Consider the following 23,194-nt stretch of genomic DNA (forward strand, 5'->3'; position numbering starts at 1 on the left):
GGGTGCGCCGGGCGGCGCGGGCCCCGGAGGGCCGTGCCGCCCGGCGCGCGATCAGCCGGTGGGGCCGATCAGCAGTGCCAGGACGTGACCGGGCAGGAGAGACAGGTGCCGGTGCCCGTGAAGGACTTGGCCTCCGTCGCCGGGGCGTCCTGGACGACGACCTCCAGGTCGAGGTCGAGGTCGAACTCCAGCTCTGCGGAAAGTGCGGTCGCCATGTGTTCCTCCAAGGAATCGCGGTCGCCGAGACGGCCGGGTCGGCCGGCCGCCGTTCACGCCGTTGCGCGGACCAAGATCTAGGCGGGCTCGCCAAACCACGACTTAAGAGGGCCTAACCCCGCTCTGACGCCGCTCCCCTCGCACCGAGATCCGCAAGACCCGGCATAGGCGGCTGCAAGGGCGGCTTTAGAACGCTCGCCAAGCATGGCCGACGTCGCACCCGACGTACGGGAGAGCTGGGAATGGTCGAGAAGACGGACGACGACGGCACGCTGCGGTCGCTGCACGAGCGGGGCCGGGTGGCCGCCGAGTACCCGCGGGTTCGGGCGCTGGTCGGCGCCACCGACACCGCCGGGCGGCGCCGGGCGGGCAACCTGCTGGCCCGCGTCGGCCCGGACGCCGTGCTCGCCGAACACCCGGGCACACCGGTGGTGTCGGTGGCCTTCACCGGGCACAGCACCGTGTCCGGTCTCGTCGCGCCGGTCACCGCCGAGCTGGCCCGGCACGGACTGCTGCTGCGCCCGCACGTGTCCGACTTCGACAGTTACGTCTTCGACCTGTCGGACACGGGGAGCGAGCTGTACGCGGCGAAGCCCGACGCCGTCGTGTGCCTGCTGGACGCCTCCGTCGTCTTCGACGAGGTCCCGCTGCCCTGGCGGCCCGAGGACGTGGCCCGGGTCTTCGACGAGAAGCTGCGGCTGCTCGGCGGGCTCGCCGGCGTGTTCGACGGTGTGGGCCGCGGCACCCTGGTCCTCAACACCCTTCCGCTGCCGCGCGAGTGGCCGGCGCAGCTGGTCGCGCTGCGCGACCGGGCGCGGCTCGGCGCGGTGTGGCGGGAGGCCAACGCGCGCCTGCTGCGCCTGATGGACGAGCACCCCTCGCTGACCGTCCTCGACCTCGACCCGCTGCTCGGCGCGGAGCTGCCGCTGCGCGACGACCGGCTCGGCGTCTACACGCACACCGAGCTGTCACCCGAGGCGCAGGCGGCGTACGCGGGCGAGCTCGCCGGCGTGTTCCGCGCGACCGCCGGGCGGGCGAAGAAGGTCCTGGTCCTCGACCTGGACAACACGGTGTGGGGCGGGATCCTCGGCGACGACGGGATCGAGGGCATCGAGGTGTCCGGCTCCTACCGCGGCGAGGCCTTCCGCAAGCTGCAACGTTCGGCGCGGCAGATCGCCTCGCAGGGCGTGCTGCTCGCCGCGGTCAGCAAGAACGACCTGGAGCCGGTGCGCGAGGTGCTCGGCTCGCACCCGGACATGACGTTGCGCGAGGACGACTTCGTCCGCGTGGTCGCCAACTGGCGTCCCAAGCACGACAATCTGCGCGAGCTGGCCGCCGAGCTGAACCTCGGCGTCGACAGCTTCGTGTTCGCCGACGACAGTCCGTACGAGTGCGGCCTGGTCACCCGTGAGCTGCCGGACGTCGCGGTGGTCGCGCTCGACGACGAGCCGGCGCTGCACGTCGAGAAGCTGCTGCGAGACGGCTGGTTCACCGTACGGGACGTCACGGCCGACGATCTGAAGCGCCCCGAGCGGTACCGGGAGGATCTGGACCGCAAGGACTTCCTGGACAGCTTCTCGTCCCTCGACGACTACCTGCGCGAGCTGGAAGTCCAGGTGCGGTTCGCCGACGCCTCACCCGCAGAACTGGCCCGGGTCTCCCAACTGACCTTGCGCACGAACCAGTTCAACCTGACCACCGAGCGGCTCCAGGAGGCGGAGGTGGCCGAGCGGGCGGCAGCGCCGGGCTCGCTCGTCCTGACCATCCGCTCGGGCGACCGGTTCGGCGACAACGGCGTCGTCGGCGCCGTCCTCGCCCACCGCGACGACGACGCCCTCGTCATCGACAACTTCCTGCTCAGCTGCCGGGTGTTCGCCCGCGGCATCGAGCAGGCCTGCCTGTCGGCGCTGCTCGGCCACGCTCGTGAGCAGGGTCTGAGCACGGCACGGGCCGGCTACCGGCCGTCGGCCAAGAACGGCAAGGTGCGGGACTTCTATCCCGCCAACGGCTTCGCGCCGGCCGCCCCGGGCGCCGGCCCCGACAGCTCGCCCGTCCTCTTCCGTCACGACCTGGCGGACATCACCGCGCCGCCGGAACACGTCCGGCTGACCCTGAGCCTGGGAGGGCTGCACCAGTGAAGAACCTCGACGACTTCCTCACCCTCGTGGAGAGCGAGATCGGTCTGTCCCTCACGCCCGCGACGGTCGGCGCCGGATTCGACGAACTGCCCGGCTGGGACTCGCTCCACCTGCTGACGCTGCTGACCGCGATCGAGCGGGAGACCGGGCAGCGGGTGCCGATGACGCAGGTCCTGGAGTCGACCAGCCTCCACGACATCTTCGCGCTCACGGCGGCGGCACGGACGGTGGGGACATGACCGGCGCCTCCGTCGGGTCCGGTACGACCGTGCCGGCCCGCCGGGGCTCGGCCCCGGGCCCGGCCCGTTCGGCGTATCTGCTGCCCCGGCAGCCCGACCCGACGCGGGCGCCGCTGCGACTGTTCTGCTTCCACCACGCGGGCGGCGCGGCCTCCTCGTTCTCCGGCTGGCAGGAGCGTCTGGGCGGCGCCGTCGCCGTCGTACCGGTGCAGCTGCCCGGCCGCGAGCACCGGGTCAAGGAGCCCAGGCTGCGGGAGTTCGCGCGGCTCGTCGACGAGCTCGACGAGGCGCTCGACCCGCTGCTCGACGCTCCCTACGCCTTCTACGGGCACAGCATGGGCGGCATCGTCGCCCACGCGCTGACCCGGCGGCGGATCGAGCGCGGTCTCACCCCGCCCCGGCAACTCCTCGTCGGGGCCTGCCCGCCGCCGCACCGGCCGCACCTGGACGACGGCGTCCCCCCGCAGCGGCGCACCGACGAAGAGCTGACGGCATGGATGGCCGGCCTCGGCGGGCTGCCCGAGCTGGTGCGGCGCTACCCGGAGTGGCTCCGGCTCGCCGTCTCCGTGCTGCGCGACGACCTGAGCCTCGTGCACAGCCACACCTCCGGCCGGGGCGCCACCACGGCGCTCGACCCGCTGCCGGTCCCGATCCGCGCGCTCGCCGGGTCGAGCGACCCGCTGGTGACACCACGGCTGGCCGCCGAGTGGGCCCGCCACACGACGGCCGACTTCCGGGTGTTCACCCTGGCCGGCGGGCACTTCTTCCACCGCTCGACACCCGGCATCGTCCTCCGGCTGGTCGCCTCGCTGCTCGGCGCCGAGCACAGCGCCCGGTCCTGAGGGCGTCGGCCCGGGGCCTGAGGGCACCGTCCCGGGTCCCGAGACCGCCGGTCCGGGTCCCGAGGGCGCCGTCCCGGACCTCGGACCGCGCCGTAACCCCACGCCCTGCGCACCCTCCACACCCCCCTCACCCCGCACCCCCTGGTCCCCTCCACTCCAGCTCGACCTGAAGCCCCGCACACCGAAATTCGGAGACGGTAGACGATGACTGCTGCACCCCGCCCCGTCGTACTGTGGCCGGTCTCGGCGCCCGGGCCGGCCTCGCTGCGAGCCCGCGCCGCCGCTGCCGGGGAACTGCTCGACAGCCTCACCGGCCTGTCCCCGGCGTCGGCCGCGGCCGCGCTGACGGCGGCCGACGAGGCGGCCGGCCACCGGGCCGTGGTCCTCGGCCGGGACCGCGACGAGCTGCTCACGGGGCTGCGGGCGCTGGCGGCCGGCCGGATCGAGGACGCCGGCACGGAGGTACGGCGGGGCCGGCTGCCGGAGGACGGTGCGGCGCCCGGGGCCGTCTTCGTCTACTCCGGATTCGGCGCGCACTGGGACGGCATGGGCGTCGACCTGCTCGACGGCTCCGAGGCGTTCCGGAACAGTCTCACCGCCTGCGCCGACGAGCTGCGCCCGCTGGTCGGCTGGGACCTGCTCGATGTCCTGCGGGGCGCCGAGGGCGCCCCGGAGCTGGAGTCCGCGGCCGTCGTGATGCCGGCCCTGGTGGCCGTCATGATCGCGCTGACCGAGGAGTGGCGCTCGCTGGGCGTCGAGCCGGTCGCGGTGGTCGGGCACAGCATCGGCGAGATGGCCGCCGCGCACGCGTGCGGGGCGCTGCCGCGGGCCGAGGCGCTGCGGATCGCGGCGGTGTGGGGTGCGGCCCTCACCGACGAACTCGCGGGTGGGCACGGCATCGTGGCGGTGCTGCTGCCCGCCGAGGAGATGCGGGAGCGTCTCGCGCCGTGGGGCGGCCGGCTGGGTCTCGCCGCCGTCAACGGTCCCCGCTCGGTGACCGTCTCGGGCGAGGAGGAGGCGCTCGGCGAGCTCCTGGCGGCGCTGGCCGCCGAGGGCGTACGCACCCGCCGGATCCGGTCCGACGTACCGGTCCACGTGGCACAGGTGGACACGATCATGGACCGGCTGCTCGCGGAGCTGCGAACGGTACGGCCTGCCGCGTCCCGGATCCCGTTCTACTCCTCCGCGCTCGGCGCCTCGGTGGACACGACGGAGCTCGACGGGCCCTACTGGGCGGGCCAGTTGCGCCGTCCGGTGCGGTTCGAGTCGGCGGTACGCGCGCTGCTCGCGGACGGTCACGGCGCGTTCCTGGAGGCCGGACCGCATCCCGTGCTCAAGCTGGCCGTCGAGGAGACGGTCGAGGACACCGGTCTCGCGGCGGACGTCGTGGTGGCCGGGTCGCTGGTGCGCGACCGCGACGGGCGGCAGGCCCTGTCGGCGGCGTTCGCCGACCTGTGGACGCACGGCCTGCCTGTCGACCTGACCCGGGCGGCGACCCTTCACCAGGCCCAGGACGCGGGCAGCGAAGACCAGGGCCGGGAAGACCGGGACACCGAAGACCTGGGCGGGGAGGACCAGCGCAGGGATGACCTAGGCGGAGAAGGCCGGGGCGCCGGTGGGCCCGCGCGTCTGGAGCTGCCTCCGTACGACATCGCCGCGGACGCCGCCGAGGCGGCCCGCTCCGTATCCGAACTCCGCTCCGAAATCGATGCGTTGACCGAGGTTGAGCGCCTTCGGCGCCTCCTGGAGGTCGTACGGGAGCAGACCGCCGACGCGCTCGGAGCGGGCCGGGGCGCCGCGATCGGGGCGCCCGGCGACACGTTCCGCGACCTCGGCCTGGAGTCCTCGGCCGCGGTCGTGCTGCGCAACCGTCTGGCCCAGGCGCTCGGGCTTCGTCTGCCCGTGGCCGTCGCCTTCGACCACCCCACGCCCGACGCGCTCGCCACGCATCTGCACGCGCTGCTGTACGAGACGGCCGCGACGCCCGGGAGCACGGGCCGCCGCGCGGACGTCGATCCCGGCGAGCCGATCGCGATCGTCGGCATGGCCTGCCGCTACCCGGGCGGGGTGTCCTCGCCCGAGGACCTGTGGAAGCTGGTCCGCGAGGGCACCGACGCCATCGGCCCGTTCCCCCGGGACCGGGACTGGGACGAGGACCTGTACGACCCGGACCCGGAGGCCGTCGGCAAGTCCTCGACCGCCCGAGGCGGATTCCTCTACGAGGCGGGCGGGTTCGACGCCGGCTTCTTCGGCATCAGCCCGCGCGAGGCGACGGGCATGGACCCGCAGCAGCGGCTGCTCCTGGAGACGGCCTGGGAGACCTTCGAGCGGGCCGGCATCGACCCGACGACCCTGCGCGGCAGCGACACCGGCGTCTTCGCCGGCACCTACGGCTTGGAGTACGGGCCTCGGCTCGCGGACGCCGCCGAGGGCGGCGTCGACGGCTACCTGCTGACGGGCCAGTTCGGGAGCGTCGCCTCCGGCCGCATCGCCTACACCCTGGGCCTCGAAGGCCCGGCGATCACGGTGGACACGGCCTGCTCCTCGTCCCTGGTGGCGCTGCACCTCGCGGTGCGGTCGCTGCGGCAGGGAGAGTGCTCGCTCGCGCTTGCCGGTGGCGCCGCGATCATGGCGAGCCCCGGGATGTTCGTGGAGTTCAGCCGCCAGCGCGGACTGTCCCCGGACGGCCGCTGCAAGGCGTTCTCCGCGACGGCCGACGGCACCGGCTGGAGCGAGGGCGTCGGCCTGCTGCTCGTCGAACGGCTCTCCGACGCCGTCCGCAACGGCCACCCGGTCCTCGCCGTCGTACGTGGCAGCGCGGTCAACCAGGACGGCGCGAGCAATGGCCTGACCGCACCAAGCGGTCCTTCGCAGGAGTCCGTCATCCGCCAGGCCCTGGCCGACGCGGACCTCAGCGCGGGCCAGGTCGACGCGGTCGAGGCCCACGGCACGGGGACCCGCCTGGGCGACCCGATCGAGGCACAGGCACTCATCAACACGTACGGCACCGGACGCGACGCCGAACACCCGCTGTGGATGGGCTCGTTGAAGTCCAACATCGGGCACACGCAGGCCGCCGCGGGCGTCGCGGGCGTCATCAAGATGATCATGGCGATGCGGAACGGGGTGCTGCCCCGGACCCTGCACGCGGAGGACCCGACGGACCACGTCGACTGGTCCGACGGCACGGTACGGCTGCTCACGCAGGAGCGCGCCTGGGACGCGAGGGGTGACGAGCCGCGCCGCGCGGGCGTGTCGTCGTTCGGGATCAGCGGAACGAACGCGCACGTCGTGATCGAGCAGGCACCCGAGGAAGCCCCCACGGTCACAGACGGGGCCGAACCCACCGCTCTTCCCTGGCTGTTGTCGGCGAAGAACGAGCAGGCACTGCGCGACCAGGCACGCCGGCTTCACACGTACGCCACCGAACACCCCGACACCCCGGTACGAGACGTCGCAGGGGCGCTCGCCGCACGTGCCCGCTTCGATCACCGCGCCACCATCGACACCACCGGCGACCGCACCGCGCTCCTCGCCGCCCTGGACGCCCTCGCCGAAGGCCGCGAGGCACCTGGTCTGACCACCGGCACCACCCTCACCGGAAAGACCGCCTTCCTCTTCACCGGACAAGGCAGCCAGCGCCTCGGCATGGGCCGCGAACTCCACGAAGCCGAGCCGGTGTTCGCCGCCGCCTTCGACGAGATCGCCACCCTCTTCGACCAGCACCTCGACCAGCCCCTGCGCCACGTGATGTGGGGCGAGGACGCCACCACCCTCAACCAGACCCAGTACGCACAGGCAGCCCTCTTCACCCTCCAGACCGCACTCCAGCGCACCCTGGAACACCACGGCCTCACCCCCGACACCCTCATCGGCCACTCCATCGGCGAGATCGCCGCCGCCCACGCCGCCGGAGTCCTGGATCTGCCAGACGCCGTCACGCTGGTCGCGGTCCGCGGCCGGCTCATGCAGACCGCCCGCAACGACGGCACCATGCTCGCCATCCAGGCCACCGAAGACGAGATCGCACCCTTCCTGACCGAGGGCGTGGACATCGCCGCGCTCAACGCGCCCGGCTCGCTCGTGGTCTCGGGCGATGCGGAGAAGGTCGCCGCAGTTCAGGAGCACGTCACGGCGCTGGGCCGGAAGACCTCGCGCCTGACGGTCAGCCACGCCTTCCATTCGGCGCACATGGACGAGGTCCTGGACGAGTTCCGGACCGCGATCAGCAGCCTGACCTTCCACGCGCCCACGATCCCGGTCATCTCCAACGTGACCGGCCTGCCCGCCACCGGCGACGACCTCCGCTCCCCCGACTACTGGGCACGGCACATCCGCGGAACCGTCCGCTTCCACCCCGGCATCCAACACCTCGAAACCAACGGCACCACCCGCTACCTCGAACTCGGCCCCGACGCCGTGCTCACCGCCCTCGCCCAGCAGACCCTGGACGGGCCTGCGGTCGTCCTCGTACCCACCCTGCGCAAGAACGCACCCGAACCCACCACCCTCGCCACCGCGCTCGCCCGCCTCCACACCACGGGCCACACCCCCACCACCTGGCAGCCCCAGACGCCGGCGCCGACCGTGGAGGACCTGCCCACCTACCCCTTCCAGCACGAGCACTACTGGCTCTCGTCGCGGCGGGCCGGCACGGACGTCACGGCCGCCGGGCTCACCGCCACGGATCACGCGCTGCTCGGTGCGGTGGTGACGCTCGCCGACACCGACCAACTGGTCCTCACGGGCCGGATCTCGCTGCGCACCCACCCCTGGCTCGCCGACCACACCATCTCCGGCACCGCCCTCCTGCCCGGCACCGCCTTCGCCGACCTGGCCCTCCACGCCGCCGGGCTCGCGCAGGTCCGGACGGTGGAGGACCTGACCCTGGAGTCTCCCCTCGCCCTGGGCGCGGACACCGCGGTCACCCTCCAGGTGGCGGTGGAGGCGGCGGACCCGGCGGGCCGCCGGGCGATCACCGTGCACTCACGCACGGACGAGTCGGAGCCGTGGACCCGGCACACCTCGGGCACGCTCACGGACGCCGCCCCGGCTCCCGAGCCGATCGCGTGGCCGCCGCCGGGTCAGCGGGTCGACCTCTCGGGCGCGTACGAGCGGCTCGACGCGCACGGATACTCGTACGGCCCGGCATTCCAGGGTCTGACCGCCCTCTGGCGCGACGGCGACGAGCTCTACGCCGAGATCGAGCTCCCCGAGGGCGTCGACATCACCGGGCACACCCTTCACCCCGCCCTGCTCGACGCCGCACTCCACCCGCTGGTCGACGGAGCCGAGGGCCTGCTGCCGTTCGGCTTCGGCGGCGTGACCCTGTACTCGACGGGTGCGACCCGGCTGCGGGTGCACGCGACCCCGTCCGCCGACGGCGGTGTCACGCTGCGTCTGGACGATCCGGCGGGCGCGCCGGTCGCGGTCGTCGAGTCGCTGGTGCTGCGCCAGGTGGAGGCCGGGCGGCTCGCGGACGGTGCCCGCCGTCAGCCGCTGTTCACGGTCGAATGGCAGCCGTCCCCGGCCGCCGGAGCCGCAGGCCACGAGGACCGCGACGACCGTGAGCAGCGGGTGGTGCTCGGTGCCTCGCCCGAGGCCGGGGAACTCGCCGTCGCGCTCGGCGCCGAGGCGTACGCGTCGCTGGACGCGCTGCGAACGGCTCTGGACGCCGGCACGGCGACCGTGCCAGGGCTCGTCGTGCACGCGGCCGTGACGGCCGGCGCCGGCCCGGCCTTCCCGTCGGCCGAGGCACGCGGAACCGCGCACGAGGCCCTGGCGGCGGTGCAGGCGCTGCTGGACGACGAGCGGCTCGCGGACACCCGGATGCTGGTCGTGACGCGGGACGCCGTGGGCACCACCGCGCAGGCCCCGGCCGTGGGCGTGGCTCCCGAGGTGACGGCGCGGGGACTGGTCGCCGCACCGCTGTGGGGCCTGCTGCGTTCGGTGCAGTCCGAGTACCCCGGCCGTTTCGCGCTCGTCGACGTCGACGGAGCCGCCGAGTCGTGGCAGCGGCTGCGGACCGTGATCGCGGGCGGGGAGCCGCAGAGCGCGGTCCGCGCGGGCGAGATCCGGGTGCCCCGACTGGCCCGGGTCGAAGAGGACACGCGGATCGGAACGGACGCCCGGGTCAAAGCGGACGCCCGGACCGAGGCGGACGCGCCGACCGCCTCCCCCGCGCCCCTCTCGCCCCTCTCGCCCCTCGCGCCCCTCGTGCCTCTCGCGCCCCTCACTCCCCTCGCCGCCGACGGCACCGTCCTCATCACCGGCGCCTTCGGAAGGCTCGGCCGGCTGCTCGCCGAGCACCTGGTCGTCCGGCACGGCGTACGGCATCTGCTGCTCACCAGCCGGCGCGGTCCCGAGGCGCCCGGTGCGGACGAACTCGTCGCCCGGCTCGCCGATTCGGGTGCCGAGGCGCGGGTCGTGGCCTGCGACACCGCCGACCGGGAGGCGCTCGCCGCGCTGGTCGCTTCGGCGCCCGCCGAGCACCCGCTGACGGCCGTCGTGCACACGGCCGGTGTCCTCGACGACGGCGTGGTGACCGCGCTGACGGCGGAGCGGCTCGACACCGTGGTACGCCCGAAGGCGGAGGCCGCCTTCCACCTCCACGAGCTGACCGCGGGCCTGGACCTGGCGGCGTTCGTCGTCTACTCCTCGGTGTCGGGTCTGATCGGCGCGGCCGGTCAGGCGAACTACGCCGCCGCGAACACCTTCCTCGACGCCCTCGCCCACCACCGCCACGCGCTCGGTCTTCCGGCGACCGCGCTGGCGTGGGGCCTGTGGGGCGAGGGCGGCATGGGCGAGAAGCTCGGCGGCTCCGACCTGGCCCGGATGGCCCGGTCCGGAGTGGTGGCGATGACGGAGGCCGAGGGCCTCGCGCTGTTCGACGCGGCCTTCGGCCGTCCGGAGCCGCTGCTCGTGCCCGCGCGGCTCGATCTGGCGGCGGTACGGTCACGGGCGGCGGCCGACGGCGTGCCGCCGCTGCTGCGCGGCCTGGTCCGCGCGCCGCTGCGGCGGGTCGCCGCCGCCGCGCCGGCCGGTGGGGGCGGTCTCGCCGCGGAGCTCGCCGGTCTCGACGAGGCAGGGCAGCGGCGCAGGATCACGGAGCTGGTGCGGGAGCAGGCGGCGGCGGTGCTCGGTCACGCTTCGGCGTCGGCCGTCGAGGTCACCACCGGGTTCAAGGACCTCGGCTTCGACTCGCTGAGCGCGGTGGAGCTGCGCAACCGGATCAACACGGCGACGGGGCTGCGGCTTTCGGCCACCCTGGTCTTCGACTATCCGTCGCCGCAGGCACTGGTGGCGCATCTGCGGGAGCGGCTCACCTCCTCCGGGGCCCCGGGTGCTTCCGGTGGTTCCGCGCTCGCCCCGGCGGCGCGGGCCGTGGCCGGGAGCGGGGCGGCCGACGCGTACGAGCCGATCGCGATCGTCGGCATGGCCTGCCGCTTCCCTGGCGGGGTGGCCTCGCCCGAGGATCTGTGGCGGCTGGTGAGCGAGGGCACGGACGCGATCGGGCCGTTCCCCGAGGACCGCGACTGGGATCTGGAGAACCTGTACGACCCGGATCCGGAGGCGGTGGGAAGGTCCAGTACGGACCGGGGCGGATTCCTTTACCGCGCGGGCGAGTTCGACGCCGAGTTCTTCGGCATCAGCCCGCGCGAGGCGACGGCCATGGACCCGCAGCAGCGGCTGCTCCTGGAGACGGCCTGGGAGACCCTCGAACGCGCCGGTATCGACCCGGGCGAGGTGCGCGGCAGCGACACGGGTGTGTTCGCGGGCACGATGTACCACGACTACGCACCGCATGTGCAGCACATGCCGCACGAACTCGAAGGCATCCTCCTGACGGGGACGCTCGGGAGTGTGGTGTCGGGCCGTATCGCCTACACCTACGGCCTGGAGGGGCCGGCGATCACCGTGGACACGGCGTGCTCGTCGTCGCTGGTGGCGCTGCACCTGGCCGCGCAGTCGCTGCGGCAGGGCGAGTGCTCGCTCGCCCTGGCGGGCGGCGCGACGGTGATGGCGACTCCGGGCACCTTCGTGGAGTTCAGCCGGCAGCGCGGTCTCTCGCCGGACGGCCGCTGCAAGTCGTTCTCCAGTGCCGCCGACGGCACCGGCTGGAGCGAGGGCGTGGGTCTGCTGCTCCTGGAGCGGCTCTCCGACGCCCGCCGCAACGGGCACCAGGTGCTCGCGGTCGTCCGGGGCACGGCCACCAACCAGGACGGCGCGAGCAACGGTCTGACCGCGCCGAACGGGCCCTCGCAGGAGCGCGTGATCCGTCAGGCCCTCGCCAACGCACGCCTGACGGCCGCCCAGGTCGACGCGGTCGAGGCCCACGGCACCGGCACCCGGCTCGGCGACCCGATCGAGGCGCAGGCGCTCATCAACACGTACGGCATGGAGCGCGACGCCGAACACCCGCTCTGGCTCGGATCGTTGAAGTCCAACATCGGGCACTCCCAGGCCGCTGCCGGTGTCGGCGGCGTCATCAAGATGATCATGGCGATGCGGAACGAGGTGCTGCCCCGGACCCTGCACGCGGAGGATCCGACGGACCACGTCGACTGGTCCGACGGCACCGTACGCCTGCTCACCGAGAACCGGCCCTGGCAGCCGGCCGGCCGGGAGCCGCGCCGCGCGGGCATCTCGTCCTTCGGCATCAGCGGCACCAACGCCCACGTGATCATCGAACAGGCACCGGAAGAGACCGGCGCCGGGGAGGAAGAACTCCCGCACCTGCCCTGGCTGTTGTCGGCGAAGACCGGCGAGGGCCTCAAGGAACAGGCGCGCCTGCTCCACACGTACGCCACCGAACACCCCGAGGTGCCGGTACGGCAGGTCGCGGCCTCGCTCGCCGCCCGCGCACGCTTCGGCCACCGCGCGGTCGTCGAGGCCGACGACCGGGACGCGCTGCTCACCGCCCTCACCGCCCTCGCCGAGGAGGCCGAGGCCCCGGGTCTGACCGCGGGCACCGCCCTCAGCGGCGGCACCGCGTTCCTGTTCACCGGTCAGGGCAGTCAGCGGCTCGGCATGGGCCGCGAACTCCACGAAGCCGAACCGGTGTTCGCCGCCGCACTCGACGAGACGCTGGCGGCGCTCGACCGCCATCTCGACCGGCCGCTGCGGGAGGTGATGTGGGGCGAGGACGCGGAGCTCCTGAACCGTACCGAGTACACCCAGCCGGCCCTCTTCGCCCTGCAGACGGCGCTCTACCGGGCGCTCGAGCACCGGGGCGTCGTCCCCGACCAGCTGGCGGGCCACTCCATCGGCGAGATCGCCGCCGCGCACGCCGCCGGCGTCCTCGGTCTGAACGACGCGGCCCGGCTCGTCACGGTCCGCGGCCGGCTGATGCAGGCGCTGCCTGCCGGCGGCGCGATGATCGCCGTCCAGGCGACCGAGGAGGAGGTGCTGCCGCACCTCACCCCGGGTCTGTCCGTCGCCGCGCTCAACGCCCCGGACTCCACCGTGGTCTCGGGCGCCGAGGAGGACGCGCTCGCGGTGCGCGACGCGTTCGCCGCGCTCGGCCGGCGCACCACCCGGCTCAAGGTCAGCCACGCCTTCCACTCGCCGCTCATGGAGCCGATGCTCCGTGAGTTCGGGGAGGCCGTCGCGGGGATCCGTTTCCGGCAGCCCTCGGTCCCGCTCGTCATGAGCGGCGACCCCACGACCGCCGCGCACTGGACGGCGCACATCCGCGACACGGTCCGCTTCACCGACCACGTCCGCGTCCTGGAGGAGCGCGGCGTCGTGCGGTACGTCGAGCTCGGCCCGGACGCGATCCTGACGGCCCTGGCCCGGCAGTCGCTGTCCGGTCCCGCCGTGCTCGCCCCGGCCCTGCGCCGCGGCGGCGACGAGGCGGCCACGTTCGGCGCGGCCCTGGCCCGGCTGCACGTCGGCGGGCTCTCCCCCACGAACTGGCGGCCGGACCGCACCCCGGCGCATCCCGAGGACCTGCCGACCTACCCCTTCCGGCAGGACCACTTCTGGCTCACCCGCCGCACGGAGCGGACGGGCGGCGCCGGATCCGGGCACGCGCTGCTGGACACCGCGGTCCGGCTCGCCGACGACGGTTTCGTGCTGACCGGACGGCTGTCCCGGCGTAGCCACCCATGGCTGGAGGAGCACGCCGTCGGCGGGGCGGTGCTGCTGCCCGGCGCGGCCCTGGCCGACCTGGCGCTGCACGCGGCGGACCTCGCCGCGGCCGGGTCGGTCGACGACCTGACCCTGGAGGCCCCGCTGTTGCTGCCCGGGTCGGGCGCCCTCGACGTCCAGCTGAGGGTCGGCGCCCCCGACGAGGCGGGCCGCAGGCCGCTCACCGTGCACTCGCGCCCGGCGGACGTCGGCGAGGAGACCGCAGGGGGCCGGGCCGGTGACGGGACGGACTGGGCCCGGCACGCGACCGGCACCCTCGGCGCCGACGCGTCCGACGGCGCGTCCCCGGACCATCTCGCCTGGCCCCCGGCGGGCGAGCCGGTCGACCTCACCGACGCGTACGACGCGCTCGCCGCCCGCGGGTACGCGTACGGGCCACTGTTCCAGGGCCTCACGGGCCTGTGGCGCGACGGCGACGACCTGTACGCCGAGGTCGCCCTGCCGGACGACGCCGAGGACGACGCCACCGTGGGTCATGTGCTGCATCCCGCGCTGCTCGACGCCGCGCTGCACGCCCTGCTGGTGGCCGACCCCGAGGCACCGCCCCGGGTGCCGTTCAGCTGGTCCGGCATCTCCGCGTACGCCGAGGGTGCCCGGGCGCTGCGGGTGCGGCTGCGCGGGACGGGGCCGGACACGGCAGCCCTGACCCTGGCCGACACGACCGGCGCGCCGGTGGCCGAGGTGGCCGAACTGGCCCTGCGCGCCGTGGACCTGAGCGCGCTCGCCGGGGCCTCGGCGGGCTCGCGCGATCCGCTCTACGTGCTGCGCTGGCGGCAGGTTGCGGCGGAGCGGCCGACGGATCCGGACGCGCCGGCCGCCTCGTGGGCGACGCTCGGCAAGGACGGCGACGCGGTGGCCGGACGGCTCGGCATCCGGGCCCGGCACGCGGACCTGGCGGGGCTGCGGGCCGCGCTGGACGCGGGCGAGGCGGTGCCGTCGGTGGTCGTGCTGCCCTGGCGGGAGGACGGCGACGACGTGCTCGCCACCGCCGACGCCACGGCGGTCGACGCGCTCGCCGTGGTGCAGGAGTGGCTGTCCGACGCACGCCTCGCCGACACCAGGCTCCTCATGGTCACGAGCGGCGCCGTCGCGGCTGGGCCGGATCCCCGGGTGACCTCACCGGGTGTGTCGACGCTGTGGGGCCTGCTGCGGACCGCGCAGCAGGAGACCGAGGGCCTGTTCACCCTGGTGGACCTCCCGCCGACCCCGGACACCGATGGTGCCGTGGGCGGGTTCGAGGACGACTGGGCGGCGGAGGCGGAGTCGCTGCCCGCCGTGGCCGCCACAGGGCGTGGCGAAATTGCCGTACGGAACGGGCAGTTGTTCGCCCCGACGCTGGCCCGCGCCGAGCTGGACCCCTCGGCCGAGGTGGCCTCGGGCACCGAAGGCGCGCCGACCGCGGGGGTGTTCGATCCGGAGGGAACGGTGTTGATCACCGGAGGCACCGGCGCACTCGGCAGCCTCCTCGCCCGCCACCTCGTCACCCACCACGGCGCACGCCACCTCATCCTCACCAGCCGACGCGGACCCAACGCCCCCGGCGCCACCCAACTCACCCACGAACTCACCCAACACGGCGCCCACATCCGCATCGAAGCCTGCGACACCACCAACCCCCACAACCTCACCCAACTCCTCAACACCATCCCCACCCAACACCCCCTCACCACCGTCATCCACACCGCAGGCACCACCCACGACACCCCCCTCCACAACCAAACACCCACCCACCTCCACACCACCCTCAACCCCAAAGCCCACACCGCCTGGCACCTCCACACCACCACCCACAACCACCCCCTCACCCACTTCCTCCTCTACTCCAGCCTCTCCGGACTCACCGGCACCCCCGGACAAGCCAACTACGCCGCCGCCAACACCTTCCTCGACGCCCTCGCCCACCACCGCCACACCCAAGGACAACCCGCCACCAGCCTCGCCTGGGGCCTCTGGAACCACCACAGCACACTCACCGAAAACCTCACCGACACCGACCTCACACGGTTGCGCCGCTCAGGGATCGTGCCGATGTCGTCGGAGGAGGCACTGCGGATGCTGGACACGGCGCTCGGCTCGACGGAGCCGCTGCTCTACCCGGCGCGGCTCGACCTGAACGCCCTGCGGACCCTCGCGGCCGCCGGTACGGGCCCGGAGCCGCTGCTCGGGCTGGTACGCGGCGGGCCGGCGCGGCGCGGTGCGGCGGCGGGCCCCGGCGCCCGGACCGCCGGCGGTGCGGTGCCGCTCGCGGAAAGGCTCGCGGCGACGCCGGCCGAGGGGCGCGAGGAGCTGGTGCTCGGTCTGGTGCGGCAGCAGGTGGCGGCCGTCCTCGGGCACGGCTCGCCGGACCGGATCGACGCCGAACGGGGGCTTCTGGACCTCGGCTTCGACTCGCTGACGGCGGTGGAGTTCCGCAACCGGCTCAACGCCGTGACGGGGCTGCGGCTGCCCACGACGGTGGTCTTCGACCACCCCACGCCGGCGGCGCTCGCCCGCCACCTGCTCGACGGGCTGGCCGTGACGGCCGCTCCGGCGGGGCCCGCGGGCCCGGCCGATCCCCTGGAGGCGATCGAGCGGCTGGAGGAGCTGCTGCGGCAGCACTCGGCAGGCGCCGCCGCCCGGGACGCGGCGGAGGCGGCCGAGATCACCCAGCGGCTGCAGTCCGTGCTGCAGGGCTGGCACGGACTGACCGCCTCCCTCGGGGAGCCGGCGGCCGACGACCTCGGCTCCGCGACGGACGACGAGCTGTTCGACGCCCTCGACAAGGAGCTCGGCCTGTCCTGATCTCCGCCCCGGCGGCCGGTGCCGCCCTGTCCATTCCTCTTTTCGACAGCAGTGAAGGTTGAGCTCCCGTGGCGAACAACGCTCCCGTGGCGAACGTGGCGAACAACGAAGACAGGCTCCGCGACTACCTCAAGCGGGCGACCACCGACCTGAGGCTGGCGCGGCGCCGGATCTCGGAGATCGAACAGGCCCGGCACGAGCCGATCGCGATCGTCGGCATGGCCTGCCGCTACCCGGGCGGGGTGTCCTCGCCCGAGGACCTGTGGAAGCTGGTCAGCGAGGGCACCGACGCCATCGGGCCCTTCCCCGACGACCGCGGCTGGGACGAGGACCTGTACGACCCGGACCCGGAGGCCGTCGGCAGGTCGACGACGGCCCGGGGCGGGTTCGTCCACGAGGCGGCGCAGGCGGACGCGGCCTTCTTCGGGCTGAGCCCGCGCGAGGCGATGGCCACCGACCCGCAGCAGCGGCTGCTCCTGGAGACGGCCTGGGAGGCGTTCGAGCGGGCCGGCATCGACCCGACGACCCTGCGCGGCAGCGACACCGGCGTCTTCGCCGGGGTGATGTACAACGACTACGCCTCGCGGCTGCGGCCGGCGCCCGAGGGGTACGAGGGCTATCTCGCCAGCGGCAGCCTGGGCAGTGTGGCCTCGGGCCGCCTCTCCTACGTCTACGGTCTCGAAGGCCCCGCGGTGTCCGTGGACACCGCCTGCTCCTCGTCCCTGGTGGCGCTGCACCTCGCGGTGCAGTCGCTGCGGCAGGGCGAGTGCTCGCTCGCCCTCGCGGGCGGCGCGACGGTGATGGCCACGCCCAACACCTTCGTGGAGTTCAGCCGTCAGCGCGGCCTCTCCCCCGACGGCCGCTGCAAGGCGTTCTCCGCGACGGCCGACGGCACCGGCTGGAGCGAGGGCGTCGGCCTGCTGCTCGTCGAGCGGCTCTCCGACGCCGTCCGCAACGGCCACCCGGTCCTCGCCGTCGTACGCGGCACCGCGACCAACCAGGACGGCGCGAGCGGCCGGCTGACGGCGCCGAACGGTCCGTCCCAGGAGCGGGTGATCCGCCAGGCGCTCGCCAACGCCCAGCTGGCGTCCGACCAGGTGGACGCGGTCGAGGCGCACGGCACCGGCACGACCCTGGGCGACCCGATCGAGGCGCAGGCCCTGATCAACACGTACGGGCGGGAGCGTGACGCCGAACGCCCTCTGTGGCTCGGTTCGTTGAAGTCCAACATCGGCCACACGCAGGCCGCCGCGGGGGTCGGCGGCGTCATCAAGATGGTGATGGCGATGCGCAACGGCAGGCTGCCGCGCACCCTGCACGTCGACCGGCCGACGGACCATGTCGACTGGTCGGCGGGCACCGTACGACTGCTCACCGAGGAGCAGCCCTGGACGGCCCCCGACGAGACCCCGCTGCGGGCCGCCGTGTCGTCGTTCGGCATCAGCGGCACCAACGCGCACGTCGTGATCGAACAGTCGACGGAGCGGACCGCCGAGCAGCACGCGGAGCAGCCCGGCGGCGAGCCGGCCCGCCAGGAAGCGGCGGGCGTGGAGGTCCCCGAGGCCATCGGCGACGGAGGGAACGACGGTCCGGCAGGTGCCCCGGAGCCGACGGACGGGGCCGTCGAACTCCCTTCCGTGCCGTGGCTGTTGTCGGCGAAGTCGGATCGGGCCCTGCGGGAGCAGGCACGCCGCCTGCACACCTACGCGACCGAGCACCCGGACACCCCGCCGCGGGAGGTCGCGGGCGCGCTCGCGGCCCGTACCCGCTTCGAGCACCGCGCCGCCGTCGACGCGACGGGCGAGCGCGCGGGGCTGCTCGCCGCCCTGGACGCCCTCGCCGAGGGCGGTGAGGCACCCGGTCTGACCACCGGCACCACCCTCACCGGAAAGACCGCCTTCCTCTTCACCGGACAAGGCAGCCAGCGCCTCGGCATGGGTCGCGAACTGTACGACTCCCACCCGGTGTTCGCCGCCGCCTTCCACGAGGTCTGCGACCGTTTCGACGCGATCCTGGACCGGCCGCTGCACGAGGTGACGTGGGGCCAGGACGCGGCGACGCTCAACCGGACGCAGTACGCGCAGGCCGCGCTCTTCACCCTGCAGACCGCGCTCTACCGGACCCTGGAGCACCACGGTCTGGTCCCGGACGCGCTGATCGGCCACTCGGTCGGCGAGATCGCCGCCGCGCACGCCGCCGGTGTCCTGGATCTGCCGGACGCCGTCACGCTGGTCGCGGTTCGCGGCCGGCTCATGCAGGCCGCCCGCGGTGACGGCGCGATGCTCGCCGTGCGCGCCTCGGAGGCGGAGGTGCGGGAGGCCCTCGCCGGGGTCGGGGGCGATCTGGACATCGCGGCGGTGAACGGACCGGAGGCCACGGTGATCTCCGGGGCCAGGGACGCGGCCGAGGCGGTGGCGCAGCACTTCGCGGCGCTCGGCCGGAAGACCTCGCGCCTGACGGTCAGCCATGCCTTCCACTCCGCGCACATGGACGAGGTCCTTCCCGGCTTCCGCGAGGCGATCGAGGGCCTGACCTTCCACGCCCCGAAGATCCCCGTCATCTCCAACGTGACCGGCCTGCCCGCCACCGGCGACGACCTGGTCACTCCGGCGTACTGGGCGAACCACATCCGCCAGGCCGTCCGCTTCCACCCCGGCATCCAGCACCTCGAAGCCCACGGCACGAGCCGTTTCGTGGAGCTCGGCCCGGACGCCACCCTCACGGCGCTCGCCCAGGACACGCTGACCGGGCCGGCCGTCCTCGCACCGACGCTGCGCAAGAACGCACCCGAGTCCACCACCCTCGCCACCGCGCTCGCCCGACTCCACACCACGGGCCACACCCCCACCACCTGGCAGCCCCAGACCCCGGCGCCGTCCCTGGAGGGCCTGCCCACCTACCCCTTCCAGCGTGAGCGCTTCTGGCTGTCGCCCGGCACGGTGGCGACGGACGTCGCGTCCGCGGGTCTCGTGACCTCAGGGCATCCACTGCTCGGCGCCCTGGTGACGCTCCCGGACAGCGACCAGCTGGTGTTCACCGGCCGGATCTCGACGCGTACCCATGCCTGGCTCGCGGACCACACCATCGCCGGCGCCACGCTGCTTCCCGGCACGGCCCTCGCCGATCTCGCGCTGCACGCCGCAGGCCACACCGACACGCCCACGCTGGACGAACTCACCCTCGAATCCCCGCTGATGCTGCGGGCGGACACGCCGGTGACCCTGCATGTCACGGTCGGCCCGGCGGCCGGCGACGGCAGCCGGACGATCGCCGTGCACTCGCGTACGGACGACGCCGAGTCCTGGACCCGGCATGCCTCCGGCACCCTGTCGGACGCGGTCGACACGCCCGAGGAGCTGCCGTGGCCGCCGCCGGGCGAGCGCGTCGACCTCACGGGCGCGTACGAGGAGCTGCACGCCCACGGCTACACGTACGGCACCGCCTTCCAGGGCCTCACCGCGCTCTGGCGCGACGGCGACGACCTCCACGCCGAGATCGAGCTCCCCGAGGGCGTCGACGCCACCGGGCACACCCTTCACCCCGCCCTCCTCGACGCCGCACTCCACCCATGGGCGCGCGAGGTCATGGGCGAGGACGCCGGGAGCGTGCTGCTGCCGTTCAGCTGGCAGGGCGTGACGCTGCACGCCGTGGAGGCGACCCGGGTGCGGCTGCGGCTGACCCGGACCGGCGAGGACACCGTACGGCTGCGGCTGACCGACCCGGCCGGCGCTCCGGTCGCCACGGTGGCGGCCGTGACCGCGCGGGCCGGCGCTCCGGCCGATCTCTCGGCCGGCGCGGACGGGTCCGGTGCCGGGCGGACGCCGCTGCTCCTGGTCGACTGGAAGCCGCTGCCCTCGGCCGGGACGCCGTCCGCCGCGTCGGAGGCGGTCGCCGTTCTCGGCCCGGACCCGCTGGGTCTGGCGGCGGCGCTCGGCGTGCCGGTCCACCCCGATGCCGCCGCGCTGCACGCGGCCGTCGCGGCGGGCGCCGGGGCGCCGGGTGTGGTCCTCGCCACCTTCCTCGACGAGACCCCGGTCACGGACGACGGGCTTCCGTCGCGGGTGGACGCGTTGAGCACCCGGGCGCTCGCGCTGACGCAGGACTGGCTGGAGTGGGAATGGCCGGCCGGCGCCGGGGCGGAGCCTCGGTTCGTGGCCGTGACCCGGGGCGCCGTGGCCGCCAGGCCCGGGCCCGAGATACGGGATCTGGCCGCGTCCGCCGTGTGGGGCCTGCTGCGCGCCGCCCGTACCGAACACCCCGACCGATTCGGTCTGCTGGATCTCGACGAGGTCGTCGAGGAGCGTACGGAGGGGCTGGCCGCCGCCGTGTCGGCGCTGCTCGCCGGGGACGAGCACCAGCTCGCGGTGCGCGACGGCGGTGTCTACGCGCCCCGTCTGGTGCGGGCCGACCGGGCGCCCGAGGTGCTCGTGCCGCCGAAGGACACCCCGTTCTGGCGGCTCGACGTGCACAGCTCCGGCACCCTGGGCAATCTGGCGCTGCTGCCCGCTCCCGAGGCGGGCGCGCCGCTGGGGCACGGCGAGGTGCGGGTCCAGGTGCGGGCCGCGGGTCTGAACTTCCGTGACGTCCTCGTGGGTCTCGGGATGTACCCGGGCGACGAGGCGCGGATCGGCGGCGAGGCGGCCGGTGTCGTCCTGGAGACGGGGCCCGGCGTGACCTCGGTGGCGGTCGGCGACCGGGTGATGGGGCTGTTCCCGCTGGGCGCGATCGGGCCGGTCGCGGTCACCGACCACCGCTGGGTGACCCGGATGCCGCAGGGCTGGACGTTCACGGACGCCGCGGTGATCCCGGTCGTGTTCCTCACCGCGTACTACGGGCTCGAGGACCTGGCGAAGGCGCGCCGGGGCGAGTCGCTGCTCGTGCACGCGGCGACCGGCGGTGTGGGCATGGCCGCGCTGCAGCTCGCGCACCACTGGGGCCTGGAGGTCTACGGCACGGCGAGCAGGCCCAAGTGGGACGTGCTGCGTTCACTGGGTGTGCCCGAGGACCGGATCGCCTCGACCCGGACGCTCGACTTCGAGGAGCAGTACCGGGCGGCCACCGGCGGCCGGGGCTTCGACGTGGTGCTGAACTCGCTGGCCCAGGAGTTCGTGGACGCCTCGCTGCGGCTGCTCGCGCCGGGCGGCCGGTTCCTGGAGATGGGCAAGACCGACATCCGTGACGCGGCCGAGGTGCGGGAGCGGTACGCGGGTGTGTCGTACACGGCGTACGACCTGATGCGGGTGGAGCCCGAGCGGGTCCAGGAAATGCTGGTCGAGCTGGTGCGGCTGTTCGAGTCCGGGGAGCTGCGGCGGCTGCCGGTGACCGCGTGGGACGTGAGCCACGCGCCGGAGGCGCTGCGTCATCTGAGTCAGGCCCGGCACACCGGCAAGGCGGTCCTGACGCTGCCGGCTCCGCCGGACCCGGAGGGGACGGTGTTGATCACCGGAGGCACCGGCGCACTCGGCAGCCTCCTCGCCCGCCACCTCGTCACCCACCACGGCGCACGCCACCTCATCCTCACCAGCCGACGCGGACCCAACGCCCCCGGCGCCACCCAACTCACCCACGAACTCACCCAACACGGCGCCCACATCCGCATCGAAGCCTGCGACACCACCAACCCCCACAACCTCACCCAACTCCTCAACACCATCCCCACCCAACACCCCCTCACCACCGTCATCCACACCGCAGGCACCACCCACGACACCCCCCTCCACAACCAAACACCCACCCACCTCCACACCACCCTCAACCCCAAAGCCCACACCGCCTGGCACCTCCACACCACCACCCACAACCACCCCCTCACCCACTTCCTCCTCTACTCCAGCCTCTCCGGACTCACCGGCACCCCCGGACAAGCCAACTACGCCGCCGCCAACACCTTCCTCGACGCCCTCGCCCACCACCGCCACACCCAAGGACAACCCGCCACCAGCCTCGCCTGGGGCCTCTGGAACCACCACAGCACACTCACCGAAAACCTCACCGACACCGACCTCACACGGATGGCACGGGACGGCATCCTGCCGCTGGGCGACGAGGAGGGCCTCGCGCTCTTCGACGCGGCGCTCGAAGGCAGGCAGCCGCTGGCCGTGGGTGTCGGGCTCGATCCGGCGGCGCTGCGGTCGCGGGCGCGGGCGGGCTCGCTGCCGCCGCTCTTCGGTGAGCTGGCCGGCGAGGGACGGACGGTACGGAAGGCGGCGGGCGGTGCGTCGGCCGCGGCGGACGGAGGTACCGGGGTCCGCGAGCGGCTCGCCGCGCTGGCCGGTCCCGAGCGTCTCGACCTGCTGCTCGGGCTGGTGCGCGGCCATGTGGCGACGGTGCTCGGGCACACGGACGCGGCGGGTGTCGGCACCGAGCGGCCCTTCAAGGAGCTGGGCTTCGACTCGCTGACCTCGGTGGAACTGCGCAACCGGCTCAACGCGGAGCTGGGTCTTCGGCTGCCGAGCACGCTGGTGTTCGACCATCCGACGCCGCTGGCGCTGGCCCGGCACCTGCTGACGGCGCTCGCCCCGGCCGAGGAGGACCCGGTGGCGTCGGCTCTCGCCGAGCTCGACCGCATCGAGGCGCGGCTCGTGACGCTGGGCGCGGCCGAGGGCGGTCGTGGCCGGCTGACCGGACGGGTGCGCGATCTCCTGCTGCGCCTGGAGTCGGAGGGCGGCGACGCGGCGGAGGTGAACGCGGTGGAGCTGACGGAGGCGTCCGACGACGACCTCTTCGACTTCATCGACCGGGAGCTCGGCGTCAACTGAGCGGTCGCAGGAGCCTTCGGCCGGGCCTTCAACTGGCCCGGCGCCGTTGCCGATTGCTAAACGGGGAC

Annotated in this window: 6 protein-coding genes; 5 read left to right on the plus strand and 1 reads right to left on the minus strand. The window is 74.1% G+C overall.

Annotated features, from left to right (window positions below; all coding sequences use genetic code 11):
* Positions 1-68 precede the first annotated feature (68 nt).
* Positions 69-215, minus strand: coding sequence for a hypothetical protein (locus tag V4Y03_RS02630; protein ID WP_317878357.1), 147 nt, complete (start codon positions 213-215; stop codon positions 69-71).
* 243 nt (positions 216-458) lie between these two features.
* Between V4Y03_RS02630 and V4Y03_RS02635 the strand changes: the two genes are divergently transcribed.
* From V4Y03_RS02635 to V4Y03_RS02655, 5 genes are all read left to right on the plus strand, one after another.
* Positions 459-2,354 carry an HAD-IIIC family phosphatase gene (locus V4Y03_RS02635; protein WP_332433858.1) on the plus strand — a complete coding sequence of 632 codons (1,896 nt, stop codon included), beginning with the start codon at positions 459-461 and terminating at the stop codon, positions 2,352-2,354.
* Complete coding sequence (locus tag V4Y03_RS02640; protein ID WP_317878355.1) at positions 2,351-2,593, plus strand: acyl carrier protein; 243 nt, start codon at positions 2,351-2,353, stop codon at positions 2,591-2,593. Before V4Y03_RS02635 ends, V4Y03_RS02640 begins: the two co-directional genes overlap by 4 nt.
* The gene (locus tag V4Y03_RS02645) at positions 2,590-3,435 is read left to right on the plus strand and encodes a thioesterase II family protein (RefSeq protein ID WP_332433859.1); all 846 of its coding nucleotides are present in this window, start codon (positions 2,590-2,592) and stop codon (positions 3,433-3,435) included. The genes V4Y03_RS02640 and V4Y03_RS02645 overlap by 4 nt, the downstream gene beginning before the upstream one ends.
* Before the next feature lie 204 nt (positions 3,436-3,639).
* On the plus strand, positions 3,640-16,368 hold the full coding sequence (locus tag V4Y03_RS02650; RefSeq protein ID WP_332433860.1) for an SDR family NAD(P)-dependent oxidoreductase: 12,729 nt from the start codon (positions 3,640-3,642) through the stop codon (positions 16,366-16,368).
* A gap of 68 nt (positions 16,369-16,436) precedes the next feature.
* Entirely contained in the window at positions 16,437-23,126 is a 6,690-nt protein-coding gene (locus tag V4Y03_RS02655) for a type I polyketide synthase (RefSeq protein ID WP_332433861.1), read from the plus strand.
* Positions 23,127-23,194: the final 68 nt, after the last annotated feature.

It is taken from the genome of Streptomyces sp. P9-A4 (assembly GCF_036634195.1).
Lineage (GTDB): Bacteria > Actinomycetota > Actinomycetes > Streptomycetales > Streptomycetaceae > Streptomyces.